Genomic DNA, 16983 nt, shown 5'->3' with positions numbered 1-16983 from the left:
TTGGGTTTCGTCAGGGAATCGCAGATTTCAATTGCGGCGGTTCCGGGATAACATTTTTCCTTTGTTTCCACGAATCCGCTGCGTGGTCAACCGGCATTGCGCCCGGCACCAGCCCCTACCGGAAGACCCCATGCAAGACCCGAACGACTCCCCGGAACAAGCGCCCAAAGACCGTAAGTTCGTCGAAGCCCTGGCCCGAGGCCTGGAAGTCCTGCGGGCCTTTACCCACGGTCACGCGGTACGCGGCAACCAGGACATCGCGCGTATCACCGGCCTGCCCAAGCCCACGGTGTCGCGCCTGACCTACACCCTGACGCAGCTGGGCTACCTCAAGTACAACCAGGACCTGGAGAAGTACCAGCTGGATTCAGCGGTACTGGCCCTGGGCTACGCTTACTCCGCCAGCCTGCGGGTGCGCCAGCTGGGCAAGCCGTTCATGGACGAGTTCTCGCGCCGCACCAACACCACCGTCAGCCTGACTTGCCGCGATCGCCTGTCGATGATCCACGTCGACAGCAGCCGCCCGCCGGAAGTCGCCAGCCTGCGCATGGAGCCCGGGCTGCGCCTGCCCCTGGCCACCAGCGCCGCCGGGCGCGCCTACCTGGCCGCCACGCCGAAAATCGAGCGTGACCACCTGTTGGGGGAAGTGGCGAAAAAACTCGGGGATGAATGGCCTGCCCTGGAAAAATCCCTGGAAGACTCCTTCCGTGAATACGAAGAGTTCGGCTTCTGCCTGTCACTGGGCGAGTGGGACCGCAACGTCAACGGTGCCGGCGTGCCACTGCGCCTGGCCGACGGCAGCATCATGGCCCTGACCTGCGGCGCCCCGAGCTTCCAGCTGTCCAGCGAAAAACTCGAAAGCTCCCTGGCCCACCAACTGGTGATGCTGGCACGGGACCTGGAAAGCCTGGGCGTCTGAGGCAGGCCATAAAAAACCCCTGATCCGCGATGGATGCAGGTTTTTTTCATCAAAAGCGTCAGGACAGGGAGCCCCCCCCCTGAGCTCCGGCAAACCGACGGCGTCCTGACGCACGACCTTCTGTCGATTTAGAAGTTACGGGTACACACTGTGTTGGCAAGGTGTATCCGCAGTCTGCAAGCTCTCGTATCAGCCGTCAGCAGCAACGGCTGACTGCCGCCAGCCGCCAGAAAAAGAGAACAGGATAAAGAACGCCACGCCGCTTTCTCGTACAGAGAAAGCGGCGTTATTACTTGAACAGGGCGGGGCCTGTTGGTCGATAACAGCGTTGAAGCTGCAGATGCCAGGGAAGTCGGGGATGGGTCTGACGCTCCTGGAACCTGCACATACTCGGTACTAGCGGGGACTCCTAATCAGTTGCCCGCCACGCTCTTGATGTTGCCGTAGGAGGAAGACAGACGTATTTCTCCCCCGTCGCCCCCCGCCAAACCACCAAGGACCGCATAGCTACCACCACTTACGTGGCTGCTGGTGATGGAGTTGACGACCCGGGATTGGTTTTCTCCAACCAGGCCACCCACCTTGCTACGCACGCCGCCATAGACGCTCCCTTTGGCCGATGCAGTATCGATGAGACCACTGGCATGAGTACCCACCAGACCGCCGACAGCACTGTTACTCTCGCCCCGGACGCTTCCGCTGGCCGAGACCGAGCGCAGATCACCCGCGTTGTAGCCGACCAGACCGCCAACATGGCTGTTGGAGCCGCCGTATACATCGCCTTGTGCCTCGGCGTATTGGGTGATACCGCCAGTGTTGTGCCCAATGAGTCCGCCAACATGGGTGGAATCCACGGCAGCTACCATGCCCGAGGCTTCGGCACCGCTGATTTCACTGTCCACGTTCTTTCCGACCAGGCCGCCGACGTTAAAGCTCTTTTGTCCATAGTTCTCACCGCTGGCCTTGACGTTGTGCAGAACGCTGTTCTGATTGAGCCCCACCAGCCCCCCAGAGGTGTTCAGCACTAGACCAATCACCAATCCGCTGGCTGACGAGTCAGTGATCCGGCTGGAGTTGTTGAAACCGACCAACCCCCCCACGTTGTTGCCAGCGCCCCCAAATACCATGCCCGAGGCGTGGGAGCCCACTATGGTGCCGTCCTGGTTGATACCCACCAGGCCACCCAGGTTCCGGTAGGCGTAGTCACGACTGCCACCCAACCCAATCTCTCCCGAACTTGAAGAGTCAGTGATCGAGCCGCTCTGGTTGATACCCACCAACCCGCCTATACCCACCAGAGCATGGCTGTTCATGGTGCCCCTGACATCGACACCGGCACTGCTCTGGATCACTGAGCCCGTGTTCAGGCCCACCAGGCCACCGGCTGCCGAAGTTAAGGTGTTGCCAAGCACCACACCGGTGACTGACGCAGTATCGATGGAGCCGCCGGCGTTGCTGCCCACCAGCCCGCCGACCATGTTGTCCTGCCCGCCCTTGGCATTCACCTGCAGCTTGCTGGCACTGACGTTGGCAATTTTCCCGCTGTTGCGCCCCACCAGGCCACCGACGGCACTGCTACCGGTGGTGGACGTGGCGCCGTTGATGGTCATCGAGGCCAGCTTGAGGTTGCCGATGCTGCCGGACGAACTGGCGAACAGCCCGCCGTCGGTGCCGTTGCTGTTGACCGTCAAACCGCTGAGGGTGTTGCCCAGGCCCTCGAAGACGCCGCTGAAGGTTTGCTGCCCACCGATGGAGTTCAGGCGGGCGCTGCTGTCGATGGAGTTGCCCAGCACGTAGCGGCCCGCCAGATCCTGGTCGATCGCCTGCAACTGCGTGGCGTTTTGAATGACGCTGTAGGCTTCGCCGTTGGCATCGAAGCGGGCGCCGTTGCCGGACAGGGTGACGCCGCCATTCTGGCCCAGCGCAAAGTTGCCGCCATGGTTCAGCCCGAGGCTGCTGTTGCTGCCGCTCAGCGTCAGCTGACGATTGAGCTTGATGTCCCCCTGGGCGTTGAGTTCCACCCGGGCATTGGCACCACTGGCAGACAGGCGATCATCCAGGCGGATTTCTTGGGCCGAGGAGAGGGTCAACTGGTTACCGCTGGACCAGCGCAGCCCGTTCTCCACCGCTACATCGCCTTTGCCACTAGCCAGTTCAATATTGGTCTTGGCCAGATTGCGCGACACGGTGTCGGCATGGACGGTGTTGCTGTTGGCGGAGAAGAAGGAGCCCACCTTGACTTCGTTGCTGGTGATCTTCCAGGTGCCTGTCCGGCCATCCCGGGACTGAGTGCTGACCTTGGTCGGTAGCAGTACGCGGGTGGTTGCGCCCCGGGTCTCGATCAACCCGCCATTGCCCTTGCCGCCTAGCGCGCTGGCCTGCAACGAACCATCGACACTGACCACCCCTACATCACCACCGTCCAGGGTGATCCGACCGGCTTTTTGCGACAAGGTATTGGCTTCAATGGTCCCCTGGTTATTGACCACCGTCTGCAGCACGGAGCCCGCGCTCTTGGCGGTCATCAGCACCTGCCCGCCATCGGCCTTGAGCAGGCCGGTGCCGGTGTTGTGCACCAGCGCGTCGAGCGCTGCGCTGTCGACATGCAGGTCCAGCAGTTGGTTGTCATCGAAGCTGACGGTGAAGCCATCGCCTGCGGCCAACGCCACACGGCCGTTCTGCGCCTTGATGGTGCCCTGGTTGGTCACCCTGGCCCCGAGCAGCGCCACGCCACCGCCGTCAGCGGCAGTGATGGAGCCCTGGTTGACCACCTCGGCTGCCGAGGTGCCGGCGAACTTGTAGTTGCCGGCCTTGAAATCGGCATCGCTGATATCCCGGGTCGAAGCCACCAGGCCACCGACATTCACCTGAGCGCCCTGGCCGAACACCACGCCGTTGGGGTTGATCAGGAACACCCGGCCATTGGCATTGATCTGCCCGTGAATCTGGCTGCCATTGACACCCACGACCCGGTTCAGGGCGATCGAAGTGCTGGTGGGCTGGTTGAAGGTCACCGACTGACCGTTCTGCACGTTGAAATCCTTCCACTGAGTGACCAGCTTGTCCGTCTGCTGATTGATGGACATGTGCTGGCCCTGGGTATGGAAATCGGCACTGCCGGACACCACCTCCCCTCCCGTGGGCAAGGCAAACGCCGAAGGCAACCCGGTCAATGCCAACAGACTGGCAACTGCCACCACCAGGCCCTTGCCGGAGCCGGCACGCCGACGCCGGGCGCCTTCGTGAGTGACGTTCCAGCAGCCCTGGGCCTGGTTCCATACCAATGCATAGATCTTGTTCATGAAAACTCCATATCGATTTATCTACGTACTGCAAACCTTTGCAGCACGGCACTGCCGCTGAAGCGCTCGCTAGGCCTTCAAACTGGACGACGGTGTTGGGTAGAACTTGCCCACGGACGGCCCGGCTCAATGAGCGGTCGCGATCATGGGAAGGTAAAAGTGAACTCTGCAGCCCCGTTGGCAGCCCCTCCGGCGTGAACCTCCTGGTCATTGCCGATGCGGATGTAGCTGGCTCGCAGGGGAATGCTTGCGCCATCGCCGATGCGCTGCATCTCGTAGCTCTGGCCGCTGTACTCGATGCGCTCCGAGGTCAGCCCATTGGTCATGACAATGCCGAACCCGCGGGTGGTGGAGTCGATCAGGCCCAGCACGCCCTTGACCGCAGAGCCCCCTGACTTGTCGATAAAGCTGATGCGAGGCCGGGCCTGCATCGAACAGCGGCTCAACCCGATGCTGAAGGGAACCTCGGGCGAGGTGGCATTGACCTGGGGAAAGTCCGCCAGGGAGAAGCGCCCCAGGCGCACGCCGATCTCCTTGTAGGCTTCCACCACACAGGTCTTGGGCAGCTCGATGTCCATGTTGAAGTCCAGGCCGCCCATGACCAGGCTCTTGCGGCAGCTGCCGGTCAGCGGTGCGCTGAGATCGCTCAATTGGGACCCCAGGGTCGACTCGTTTTTTTTCAGGTCGTACGCATACAACTGCAGGTAGGACGAGCCTGCTACCTGGGTAACTTTGAGGGTGCCCGTGGGCAACTGATCCGGCGGCACGGTCAGGATCAGCGATTGAGTAATCTGGGTGACCATGGTCTGAGAGGTTGAGCCGCTCTCGTAGACCAGGTCGTCATTTTTTTCCAGCGCTATGGGAAAGGTGACTTGAGCCACTCTTATGCTCTTGCCTCCTCGCGGAAAAGCATCCAATCGAAGGCCTATGCCTTGGATATTGGTAGGAGCGGCGTCATAAGGCTGCGGCGTACCGCCGCTCCAATGTCCGGCAGTCACAAGCTCTCGCGGACTCCCGGAGATGGCAAGATTGAAACTGGTATGCAAGGTGATCGTACGTTCCCACAACACGGTGCCCACCGGGGTATTGCTGTTCAACGGGTTGATCAGCCTCCATTGCGAACTGGTGTCACTGGTGACCCTGCAGTCCCTGGCATAACCGTTCAACAGAGCTGCTCGCGCATCCGCGCTGCCCCAGCCGCAAAGCACCCCTGCGAGCATGACGCCATGAACCCACAGGGGCAGCGGTCTGCAATCGGCTACAAGCCTCAGCCATTGGCGAATCATCTGTCTTTCTCCCTGTCTGCGCCTTGGTGATGCCGCCCATGACAAGAGCAGCGTTCTGCACAAACGAGATGGATTACCCAAAAGTGGCCGGCGGCTTCCGGCCCCCCTTAAAAACTCATCAAGGAACGAGACAAGCAGGTGCCCGTCAGCAGCCAGAACCCGGTGCGCCAGGCATCAGCCAGGCACACCGGAGGAACTGCCATTCCTCAGATCAGCAGGTACCGGTCATCAGTTGCGGATATCGCCCTCATTCAGGCCAACCGCTGGTACCTGGCTCGCCAGCTCCAGCGCCTCGTTGTAACGCATGTCTCCGTAGTTGACCCCGACCAGGCCACCGTAGGTCTGATTGTTGCGCGGAACGAAGTTGATCTTGCCGGTGGCCACGGAGCTACGCAGGTCGCCCATGTTCAAGCCGACCAATCCGCCCAGGCGGGCAGAGACGCCACCGCTCACCTGACCATCGGCCAGGGAGTTGGTGATGTACGAATTGTTCTGACCGACCAGGCCGCCAACCGAACTCTGATTACCGCCCACCACGTCGCCTTTGGCCGATGTGCTATTAATGCGGTGATCGACAAGATCGCCATTGGTACCCACCAGACCGCCAACGTTGCTGTTGACGCCGCCGCTGACGTTACCGCTGGCCTCGGCCGAACTCAGGTCGCCGTCGTTGTAACCCACCAACCCGCCGACATTACTGATATTGCCGCCGCTGACATTGCCACGAGCCACGACATATTCAGTGCTGCCACCAAAGTTGTGTCCGATAAGGCCGCCGACATTGCTGTTGGCGCCACCGATCACATTGCCGCTCGTTTCCGCCGTGTCGATCCGGCTATCCTCGTTCTTGCCCACCAGCCCGCCAATGTTGGTGCCGGTGGAGTCAGTGACCGTGCCAGTGGCCTTGACGTTCGTCAGCGTGCTGTTCTGGTTCCAGCCCACCAAGCCACCTGCGGCCATGGACGTTGCCCCCGTAACCGCACCACTGGCGCTGGAGTCGATGATGGTGCCATTTCTGTTGGTCCCCACCAGGCCACCGATGCGGCTGGCGGCATAACCCCAGACATTGACCGAGGAACTGGTGTTCTCAATCTGGCCGCCTTGGTTGTAACCCACCAGCCCACCCAGGTTCGGGTCTATGTAAGGTGGGCGAACGGGTGGGTTAACGGGTGGGCGGAAACCAGTTCCGATCGTGCCGGCACTCGAAGAACCCTTGATTTCCCCGCCCTTGTTGACCCCCACCAGGCCGCCCATGCCACCCACTTCACTGAGCTGTACGGTGCCCAACACCTGCACATCGGTGGAGCTATTGGTAATGGTCCCCACACCAGCGCGACCGACATTGTTTTCGCCTACCAGGCCGCCCATGGCCAAGGTGTTGCCGTTACCTGTCACCGTACCGGTCACCGATCCACGGTTGATGGAGCCGCCAGCGTTGACGCCGACCAGGCCACCGACAGAGTTGGTCTGATTACTGTTGGCGTTCACAGCCAGGTTGATGCCACTGACGTTTTCGATGAGGCCGGTGTTCTCGCCCACCAAGCCACCAATTTTTCCGAAGCCGGAGCTGGAGGTGGTGCCGTTGATTCTCATCGACGCCAGCTTGAGGTTGCTGATACTGCCGGATGATCGGCCGAACAGACCACCGTAAGGCCCATCGGTATTGACGGTGAAACCACTGATGGTGTTGCCCAGGCCCTCGAAGATTCCGCTGAACTGTTTGTTGCCACCAATGGTCTTGATGATGCCGGTGCCCTTGATGTCATTGCCCAGTACATACAGGCCACCGAGGTTGGTGCCGATCGCCTGCAACTGCGTAGCGTTCTGGATCACTGTGTACAAGTCACTATTGACATCGAACGAGGCGCCGCTGCCGGACAGGGTGACCTGGCCGTTCTTGCCCAGGGCATAGCTGTTGCCGTAGTCCAGGCCGAGGCTGCTGTTGGTACCGGTCAGTGCTATCGCGCCGTCGAGCTTGATGTCCCGGTCGGCCTGAAGCTCGATACGGGCGCCTGCACCAGTAGCCGTCAGTTTTTTGTTGAGATTGATGTCCTGGGCCGACACGACGCTCAATTGATTGCCGCTGGTCCAGTTGATGTCACCGTCGATCGAAACGTTGCCGGACTTGCTGCTCAACTCGACGTTGGTGGTCGACAGGTTATGCGACAGGGTATCGGCATAGACATTGTTGCTGCCGGGAGTGGAGGTTGGGCTGACATTGACATCGGTGGAACTGATCTTCCAGGTACCGGCCCTGCCGTTGGTGGCCAGGGTGTTGACCCGGGCGGCCAGTTGCACCTTGGTGTTGGCGCCCTTGGTCTCCACCACGCCCCCATCACCGATCGAAGTCAGTGCGTTGGCGCTCAGCGAGCCGCCGACGTTGACCACGCCGACGTCACCGCCGTCCAGGGTGATCTTGCCGGCCTTGCGCGACAGGGTGTTGGCTTCGATGGCGCCCTGGTTGTTGACCACGGTCTGCAGCATCGAGCCTGCGCTCTTGGCGGTCATCAATACCTGCCCGCCGTCGGCCTTGAGCAGCCCGCCGTTGCTGACCAGCGCATCGATCGCCGCGGCATCGACTTTCAGGTCCAGCAGGTTGTTGCTGTCGAAGCTGACGGTGAACTCGTTGCCGCCACCCAGGGCCACGCTGCCCTTCTGCGCCTTGATGTCACCTTCGTTGCGCACGGTCTTGCCGATCAGCGCCACGCTGCCGCCATCGGTGGCGGTAATCATGCCGTTGTTGACGACTTCAGCCTGCGAGGTCCCGGCGAACTTGTAGTTGCCGGCGGTGAAGTTGGCATCGGTGATGTTCTGGGTCGAGGCCACCAGGCCACCGACGTTGACCTGGGCGTTGTTGCCGAATACCACCCCGTTGGGGTTGATCAGGAACACCTGGCCGTTGGCATTGATCTGCCCCTGGATGTTACTGCCATTGACGCCAATCACCCGGTTCAGGGCCACCGAGGTCTTGGTCGGCTGGCTGAAGGTCACCGTCTGGCCACGGTTCACGCTGAAGTCGTTCCAGTTGGTGATCAGCTTGTCAGTGTGCTGGTTGATCGACATCTGCTTGCCATTGTCGAACGTCAGGATGTCCGCCGTGCCGGAGACCACCGTGCCTCCAGTCGGCAACGCGAAGGCCACAGGCAGAACACCAATGCCCAGCAGCCCGGCCACCATCACCACCAGGCCCTTGCGTGTTCCGGAGCGGCGACGACGGCGTGCGCCCTCGTCGGTCACACTCCAGCAGCCCTGGGCCTGATTCCACACCAATGCATAAACCTTATTCACGTTGACTCCTTATCTACTCATAAACGCCCTGCAACCTATGCAGGACGGCACCACCTCCGAAGCACACGCCGGCCTTCAGAAATACTGTGTCGCGCTGGCCCAGATCCGCGGCGTGCGCTCGGGCCCGCTGCCCTCCTGGTTGTTGTCCAGGGCCCAGGCACTGGTCACGCTGATCTGTTGCGATGGGCCGCTCCAACTGGCACCCACACCGGCGCCCGACAACTGGCGGCGGTTCTCGTCGTGGATCCAGGGGCTCTTGTTGACCTGCACCGCGCCGTGATCGACAAACGCCTTGAGCTGCCAGCGCGGGGCCAGGAGAAAGCGCAGTTCCAGGCTGGCCTGCCAGCCCTGGTCGCCACTGCTGGTCCCCTGGGGATAGGCGCGCACATCGAAGGGGCCGCCGATGCCGAATTTTTCCGAGCTGTCCAGGTTGGTCGAGGACCATTGGCCGTTGAACTGGCCATAGAGCTGAAAGCGCGGGCTCAGGTACTGCAGGCGCGCGGCATTGAGGTTGAGCTTCTGAAAGCCACCGTTGGTGCCGGCCGTGAAATGGTCGCGCCACTGGTCCATCGGGTCGTCGATGCTCAACCGGCCACTGCCGTAGGTGAGGTAGAAGAAGTTCTGCCCGCCGCCGAGCAGGCTGTCCTGGGAGTTGCCGTTGAGGCTCAGGCTCCACAGTTCCACATGCTTCTGGCTGCTGACTTCGAACAGGTCGATGTCGTCGCGCAGGCGCTTGTCCTCGTACTGCAACTGGGCGCTGAGATCGAAGGTGCGGCTGCGGATCAGCGGCTGAGTGATGAAGACACTGCCGATGCTCGCCTGGCCGTGGGCCTCCAGCACCTCGAAGTCCCGGCTCAACTCGTAGTTCATCCGCGAATAGGCCACGCCCACACTGGTGGACCAGGGGCCCAGGGGAAGCTTGTAGGCGGCGCGGTAGTAGCGCTGGTCCTCGTCGCTGCCGAGCAGGCGCAGGTTGAACTGATCGCCCAGGCGCAAGGGGTTGTTGAGGTTGAGGCTGCCCCCGAGGCGGTATTCGCCGGTGTAGTAGCCGCCGAAGTTGTCGGCTTCCAGGGTGCCGCTGGCCCAGGGCCCGGGCTGCGCATTGACCAGCAGGTCGGTGGTGCCGCGCTGCTCGCCGGCACTGAGAGTGCCCTTGACCCGGACCCCGGGAAGGTCGCTCAACAGCAGCAGGCTGCGTTCAAGATCTTCACTGCGGACCGCGGTATCGCTGTGCAGTGACGACAGCGGGCCTGTGATCACCGAGTTCAGGGCCCGGGACTGGTTGTTTACTTGAATACGACCGTAGCGACCTTCCATGAGCTCGATACGCACCACGCCGTCCTCGATGTCCTGGGCCGGCAGGAAGGCCCGGGCCAGCATGTAGCCCTGGTTCTGGTAATAGGTCGTCAGGCGCTCGGCGGCCGCGCGCAGCTGGTTCAGGTCCAGCTCCTGGCCCTTGAGGTCCGCCAGCAGGGCTTGCAGCGTCTCGTTGCTGAACACCTGGTTGCCGACGATCACGAAGTCGTTGACCTGCAAGCGGATGCCGGAGGTGTCCGGAGCCTGGGCAGGGGCGCTCGGCGGCTTCGCCGGCAGGTCCAGCTCCGGTGCCGGCTGCTCCGGCAAGGCCGGTTGCGTGGCCTGGATGTCGCGCATCGCCTGCCCGGCGTTGGGCACATACACCGCGGCAGCCGCCACTGCGGGCAACATCAGCAGCAAGCCCAGGCAGCCCCCGGACAATCGCTGCCAGCGCCGTTCAAGGCCCCCCGCAAGCAGGCTGTTCGATGACTTGCCCAAGGCAACTTCAGTCTTGTATCCGCGCACTTCCACTCAGCGTCTCCCCGCTGTCAGTTGCCACTTGGTAATGAACCACCGCCTGATCCGGGGTAATTCCCTGCATATCGGGCAGGGCGATCCGCGCCGAGCCGAAGGGCTCCACGGTGATCCCCTGCAATGTGATTGATCGATTGCCGCTGCCCAGCGCCACCTCAGCGAAGGACACGTAGTACGGGGTCGGGTTGCCGGCCAGCAGCGCAGCGCCAGCCTGCCCCGGCGCCACAAGGCTCCAGCGCAACTGGCGGACCGCTTCGTCAGCCTTGCCGGACAAGCCCTGGGGGCGGTACAGCAGCTTCATGCGCATGCGCGATGCCAGCCGCAGCAAGTCGTCCTTCGCGGCCGCCAGGGGCGGTACTTCGAGAAAGTTGATCCAGAACACCGACTCCCGATCGCCGGGCAATGGCTCGCCGCTGTAGCGCAGAACCAGGGCTGCGTTCTGCCTTGGCTCAAGCCGGGAGATGGGTGGCGACAGCACGAACGGCACCACCAGGGCGCTGGGGTCGACCTCGGCGTCGCCCTTGTCCAGCCAGGCCTGCAACAGGATCGGCGCACGGCCGCTATTGCCGACCCGGATGCTGATGGCCGGCTTGTCGGCGGAATAGATGAACCGTGTGCCGACAATCGACAGGTCGGCCTGGGCCCAGCCGCTGGACAAGGCCAGCAGCCCCAGCAGCCACCGGCAACCACGCAGGGAGCAAAGACGGCGATATCCGCCTTGATGGCCCATCAAGGCCGCTCCTCTACGGAACCTGCCGGCATCGCCCGGCAGGGACGCTGAAGCACCACATAGCCCGTGGCGGAGGCCGTATCGCGGGGCGGCAACTGGTAGTCGATCAGGCACTGCTGATCCGGCTCCTGGCCCCATTCCACGCGAATCGTGCCCTGGTCCTGCTCGGTACGCAGCACCAGGCGGCTGCCCTGGCCCACCGCCCCCAGCTCGGCACCGTCCTGGGCATCGACGGCCACGGCAGCAAACGGCAACTGCTGGCCATCGGGCTGCTGGCTGTCGATCAGCACCGCACGAGCCCTGCGGGTCGGGTACGAAAGCATCACCACCGCCCCCGCCACCGGCGCCACATGGCGCGAGCTGAGCAGCAGCTCGACGTCGTCGGCAACGCCAGTGGGGTCGATGTCCACGGTGTTCAATTGATAGGGGCTCAGGCTGGAGACCACGGCATAGCCGCTTCCATCCACCCGCGTATCGGCATAGCCGACCCGGGCGCCCTTGGCATCGGGAGCATGCACCAGGCCCGTGGTTTCACTCAGGGTCTGGGCGAAGGTCAAGCCACCCGAATGCAGCACCATGCCCCCGGAAGCCCCCAGAGACTGCTGGCGATAGTCGCGGCCCTGGGAAAAGCTCGAACTCAGGGAAACCTCGGGCAGGAAATAGTTGAGGCTGGCGTTGGTCGAGGTTTCGCCCTGGCGCTGGTCATGGGCGGCGGACAACGCATAGGTGGCGTCGCCATCCTTGTCCAGTACGCCGGAAATGCCGCTGGTGTAGTGCGCGCCAGAACGCTTGTCGTGGCTGGCGTAGCTGTTGATCGTGGTACCCCGGCGCCCTTCCCGCCCCAGGGGAATCGACAGGCTGAAGCTGAAAAACGTGTTGTCCGCCCCCGCGCCTGCCCGCGAACCACTGCTGGAAGCACGCATGCGCTGAGCCATGAAGGAGTAGCTGTTACCGCGCCACTGGTTGCTGTAGCCCATGGCGAAGTTCAGGGTCTGGCCCTGGCGATTCCAGTACTGGAGGCTGGAGCCCGTGGCATAGAGCTGCCCTGCGCCGTCGCCCAGTTGCTGGTTGATGTTGATATCCAGGCGGTCACGGACCCGGGCGAACGAGTCGACGCTCTCGCCCTGGTTGACGTGGTCCTGCAGGCTGATGGCGTCATGCAGGCCCAGGTAACCGCTGGTGGAATAGCGGTAGGCCAGCAATGAGAAGTTGGTCCCGCTGTTGGGCAGGTTCTTGCTGTAGGACAGGCGCACGCTTTGGCCCTGCATGCTGCCGCCCCGGGGCAGCTCGGTTCGGGCCTGGGTCAGGTCCAGGCCAAAAGCCCCGAGGGAAGTATTCAGTGCGCTGCCGATCAACGCCGACATGTAGCTGCCGGTGAGTGCCGTGCCGGCATAACCGGTCAATTGGTTATCCAGGCCGTAGTGCAGGGTGCCCTGGGCCACATATTGCTCGCTGCCACCGAGCCCGGGGTTCGCCACCTTGCCCGCCGTCAGGCTGTAGCGTGAGGTGCCGGGGCGCAGGGTTTGCACGGTGGTGGCAAAAGGTACGGTAAAGCGGCTGGTCTGGCCGTTGGCCTCGGTGACCGTCACGTCCAGATCACCACCAAAGCTTGCCGCTTGCAGATCGGAAATCTCGAACGGCCCCGGTGCAACGGAGGTTTCATAGATCATGTAGCCGCGCTGATAGACCGAGACCTTGGCATTGGTGCTGGCCGTGCCGCGGATCTGCGGTGCGTAGTAGCGCTGGCTCTCGGGCAACATGCGCGGGTCGCTGGCCAGCCGGACACCGCGAAACGATACCGAGTCGAACAGATCGGCTTCGGTCACGCTCTCTCCCACCAGCAACTGCGAGTGCCAGGCCGGCAGGTCGGTCTGGGCATAGATGTAACCGCGCTGATAATGGCCGCCCACCTCCGGCGACCAGGTGGCGGTACCGCTGTGACGCAGACGCCAGTCACCCAGGTTGAGCCCCAGGTTGAGCCCGGCATAGCCATCGGTCTGGCTTCGCCCATTGCTCTGGGAACTGAACAGGCTGGTGTTGTAGTTGAGCGTGGCCGCGGACACGCCGTAATCCCAGCTCGCCGGATCGACATAGGTTTTCGACAGGTTCTGCTGCAGGAAAAGCTGCGGCACCGACAACTCGATCTTCTGTTCCGCAATTTTGACGCGGGTGGTCGCGCCAGGGATGTAGCTGCCAAGGTCGCCGCAAAACAGCCCATCGCCCATGAGAGGGTGAGAGGAATGGGTGCCCAGGCTCGCATCGGTCTTTTTCAAGTCGATACCCAACTGCTGCAACAACGAACGGTCGTAGCACGGCTGGCTGCCCTGTGGGTCATCGCTGGCGCGGAACTGGATTTCCTGCAACGCTCGCCACTGACTGCTCACCAGCACATCAAGCAAGTACGTGCCGGGCGCGACATAGCCCAGTTGTTGAAAGCGCGAGGTATCGATGGGAGTGCCCTTACCTTGAAATAGCATCTGGCTGTCGAACAACACATCCTGGCTGGAGCCCGTATCCGCGGCCTCTGCCGTCGCCGGCGCAATGCCGTCCTGGTCGGCCACCAGCACCATGGAATTGCTCATCAGCATCGCCGCCAGACACAGTGACTGCGTCGCCGGAACCCGTCTGCGGCCGGATGAAGGCCCAGAACAGCTCGCACGCAAATGCCGATGGCACGGAATACGCGACATAACGAAGCCCCTGCCCCTCAAGAAAACCAAGCCACTGAAAAGCCCGCAGAAGTGATGAGGCCACCCCGTCAAAGAAGCGACTTTTTCAGCTGGCCTCGGCCGCCGAAATCATCGATCACCTCATATTCGATTGATGCCTTGGCCGGCTGTGACGGAGCGCTCGCCGGCCAGGGGAAAGACTCATATCCGAAGGGTGCGACCATGCCTGGCTTCAAATCGAATCGACGGCCTGACACAGCAACTTCCATGCGTCCGAAGGACACGTAATAAGGTGTTGGGTTGAACACTTTGATAACCGGAACTTGCGAAGCGCCTGCTCGACTTAATTCCCACTTGAGCTTTTCGCCAGCCATGCCCACATTGCCAATCAAGTTTTCAGGACGGAAGAAAATCTTGATCCGAGTCCTGAATGCAAACTGCAATACGTTCTCGTCCTGTTTTCGCCGTGGTGGCGTTTCCAGTACATTCAGCCAGAACAATGACTCGCGATCTTTTGCCAAGGGCTCTTTTGAATAAGACACACGCAATATTGCCGAGCCTCCCGCTTCCACCCGGCTGACTGCTGGGGCCAGAAGAAAGGGAACCTTGATTTCCTCAGGAGACTTGTTGGCATCGCCTTCGTCGATCCAACTTTGCGCCAACAAGGCCACAGAGCCGGTGTTACTCAACTTCAATGTAACTTCACGAGCCTCTGCTGGATAAACCAGGCGCGTACCTTCCAGTACTATCCCGGCATGCGCGCCCCCCGACAGTATCCCCAGGAACATGACACCGATAACGAGAGAATGAACAAAACGCGCTGTCGGCGTCATGACCTGCCCCTTAATAACTAACTGCTGTTATTGGTACGCAAGGGTGTAGCGAATGTAGGACACGCCCGAACCTGCACCGACGGTGGCTTCAGTAGATACGTAAGCGGCCTTGTACTTCAGGGTTGCTTCCTTGTCGGTGGAGATCGTAGCGATCTGCGGGGATGCCTCGGCTTGGCCCAGGACGATTTTCTGCGGGGTGGTGTCATGGTCGTTATAGACCTCGATCTGCACGCCCGTTGCAGGCTTGCTACCGATCAGCTTGAGGTTGCCGGAGGCTGGGTCGACGTTGCCGAGTTGGTCGAACTCGATGGAGACCTTCTTACCAGCGGTGCAGTTGGCACCCGAGAGTTGCAGTACGAACGGCACCAGTGGAGACCTCGCACCGATCTTGTCAAACACAGTAGGCTTGATAGTACCGAGTTCAACGTTAGTCTCGTTACCTTCGCCCGGGGCCTTGCCGTTGATATCGCAGGTGGTGTCAGAGATGCTGCCACTGAACTTCACCACGCCATCGGTAGCCTGGGCAAAGGATGGAATCAATGCTGCCAGCATCAACCCGGAAGTTGCCATGGACAAGAGAGTCTTGCGTTTCATCTGATTTCCTTTTCCAAATGATTATAAGGAAGCAACAACAAAACACTTCCCTCCGAAAGCAACCGACAATAATACTGCCGTCTGCCTGGAAGAACGGATTTGCCTGACCTTATAAAAGTTAATTAATGCTGCTTGTTCCCGGCATCCCGGCCGGCTTGAACTACAAGTTCGGATCGGGTCTGCCAGCAGCGACCAAGCATATAGAAGAGTCGATTTATTTGGATCAAGATCACTACAGCATGATTTCCGGGAATGCTCCCGCAGAGAAACAGGAAATTTCTCGGAATGGGAAACCAACTTAAACAACAGACAAACTAAAGTTATTCGCTAATAACAACTTCCTGGAATATCAATCCAATAGCCGATAACAGCATAAAGTATTGTGGACTATTGATATTTGGCCACGCGACGCCGAATCGACCGGGCGCAGGACGCAGGACGCACTGATTCCGCCGGCGCTAACAGTTCGGCAGAAGGCGTTGCTGGAAAACGAGGGGGGCGCACGGCCCGGGGCGGCCGATTGCGAGCAACAAAAAAGCCCCGGAAATCGATGATTTCCGGGGCTTTCATTTGTATGGCGGAGAGATAGGGATTCGAACCCCTTCCTATCGGACTGCAGGCCGCTTTAGGCCAACAATTACGGCAAAACCTAAAGCATTGATAGGCCCATTGCGGCCTAATGCGGCCCCGGTTATGCCCTAAATTTGCCCTAAACTACGACCAACAATCAGCAGCTCGTCGGCCCGATTCGCACAACAGACACACGTCAATTACTGTATGCATATACAGCATCAGTTATAGCAGTCTGATCTCATGAGTATCCCCCCTAAAGCTGAGTGGCTTGCCCACTGGCGCCGCCACCTGGACGACCACGAACTCCGCATGAGTTACCCCGAGGCTTACCGTCAAGGCTGCCTGGCCATCAGCAAAGACATGGTCGATGCTGAGGTCATCGATCAGGCTCAGAAGTTCGAACTGGATGAGCTCGCAAACGCTGCGTACTGGCACGCCGTTGAGACGCTGATCGATTGCGAACCTGAATTCATATCGTCCGCCTTCTACGACCTGGTTCCTCGGGGCGGCGGGCCGCGGTTGGGTAAGCTCTGGGGAAGGACCTATTACCCGGAAGGCTCGGAGGAATGGGCAGCCCAGGTGATCGATGAGAAAGAAAGTCGTCGGCTCGTGTTCCGAATCAATTCGGATGTGTGGTCAATGGACGGCCTGACGATCACAACGGCCGACGGCAGCCTTTATGACCTGGAGATCACTGGCCAACGCATCAACGGACGCGAGTACGCGAACATCGAGGACCCGGACGCATACCGAACCCTCGCGGACCAAGCGTTGATTGCCCTGGAGAATCACGACTTCGAAACCTACCGCCGCGCTCGCCCTCTTCTGCTCGCTGCGGCATTCAGGAAGTGCTCAGCCTGTCTTGACCGGTTCGTGATGCGGGAAGACTGCGCCGTCTGCGATGGCCGCGGGTTTGTTGCCAGAGATGGGGACCGGTCTACAGTTTAGAGATCGCAGGC

The 16983-nt window shown here is 61.1% G+C and carries 10 protein-coding genes; 2 read left to right on the top strand and 8 right to left on the bottom strand.

The features are described 5' to 3' along the window. Nucleotides 1-130: 130 nt before the first annotated feature. Complete coding sequence (locus AC07R1_RS16730) at nucleotides 131-919, top strand: IclR family transcriptional regulator (RefSeq protein WP_015634531.1); 789 nt, start codon at nucleotides 131-133, stop codon at nucleotides 917-919. A 413-nt stretch (nucleotides 920-1332) separates the two neighbouring features. Here AC07R1_RS16730 and AC07R1_RS16725 read toward each other — a convergent pair whose 3' ends face one another. From AC07R1_RS16725 to AC07R1_RS16690, 8 genes are all read right to left on the bottom strand, one after another. Next, entirely contained in the window at nucleotides 1333-4221 is a 2889-nt protein-coding gene (locus AC07R1_RS16725) for a two-partner secretion domain-containing protein (RefSeq protein ID WP_495110755.1), read from the bottom strand. Between the two features lie 143 nt (nucleotides 4222-4364). Beyond that, complete coding sequence (locus AC07R1_RS16720) at nucleotides 4365-5102, bottom strand: fimbrial protein (protein ID WP_495110754.1); 738 nt, start codon at nucleotides 5100-5102, stop codon at nucleotides 4365-4367. 633 nt (nucleotides 5103-5735) lie between these two features. Beyond that, nucleotides 5736-8795, bottom strand: coding sequence for a two-partner secretion domain-containing protein (locus AC07R1_RS16715; protein WP_495110753.1), 3060 nt, complete (start codon nucleotides 8793-8795; stop codon nucleotides 5736-5738). A 75-nt stretch (nucleotides 8796-8870) separates the two neighbouring features. Continuing rightward, entirely contained in the window at nucleotides 8871-10622 is a 1752-nt protein-coding gene (locus AC07R1_RS16710; RefSeq protein ID WP_495110752.1) for a ShlB/FhaC/HecB family hemolysin secretion/activation protein, read from the bottom strand. Next, complete coding sequence (locus AC07R1_RS16705) at nucleotides 10597-11355, bottom strand: fimbria/pilus periplasmic chaperone (RefSeq protein ID WP_492617647.1); 759 nt, start codon at nucleotides 11353-11355, stop codon at nucleotides 10597-10599. Before AC07R1_RS16705 ends, AC07R1_RS16710 begins: the two co-directional genes overlap by 26 nt. Continuing rightward, nucleotides 11355-13937: a fimbria/pilus outer membrane usher protein gene (locus AC07R1_RS16700; protein WP_019095804.1), complete on the bottom strand. Its 2583-nt coding sequence runs from the start codon at nucleotides 13935-13937 to the stop codon at nucleotides 11355-11357. Before AC07R1_RS16700 ends, AC07R1_RS16705 begins: the two co-directional genes overlap by 1 nt. A gap of 176 nt (nucleotides 13938-14113) precedes the next feature. Next, nucleotides 14114-14857 (bottom strand): fimbrial biogenesis chaperone, encoded by a 744-nt coding sequence (locus tag AC07R1_RS16695; protein WP_495110751.1) that lies wholly within the window; start codon nucleotides 14855-14857, stop codon nucleotides 14114-14116. 27 nt (nucleotides 14858-14884) lie between these two features. Beyond that, entirely contained in the window at nucleotides 14885-15451 is a 567-nt protein-coding gene (locus tag AC07R1_RS16690; RefSeq protein WP_047284339.1) for a fimbrial protein, read from the bottom strand. Between the two features lie 882 nt (nucleotides 15452-16333). On the opposite strand from AC07R1_RS16690, the gene AC07R1_RS16685 reads away from it, so the two are divergent. Continuing rightward, the gene (locus tag AC07R1_RS16685; protein WP_401260653.1) at nucleotides 16334-16972 is read left to right on the top strand and encodes a hypothetical protein; all 639 of its coding nucleotides are present in this window, start codon (nucleotides 16334-16336) and stop codon (nucleotides 16970-16972) included. Nucleotides 16973-16983: the final 11 nt, after the last annotated feature.

The sequence above is a fragment of the Pseudomonas sp. GW821-FHT07F01 genome (assembly GCF_059418825.1).
Note: the sequence above shows the minus strand (reverse complement) of the source record. Positions and strands in the feature narration are given on the sequence as shown.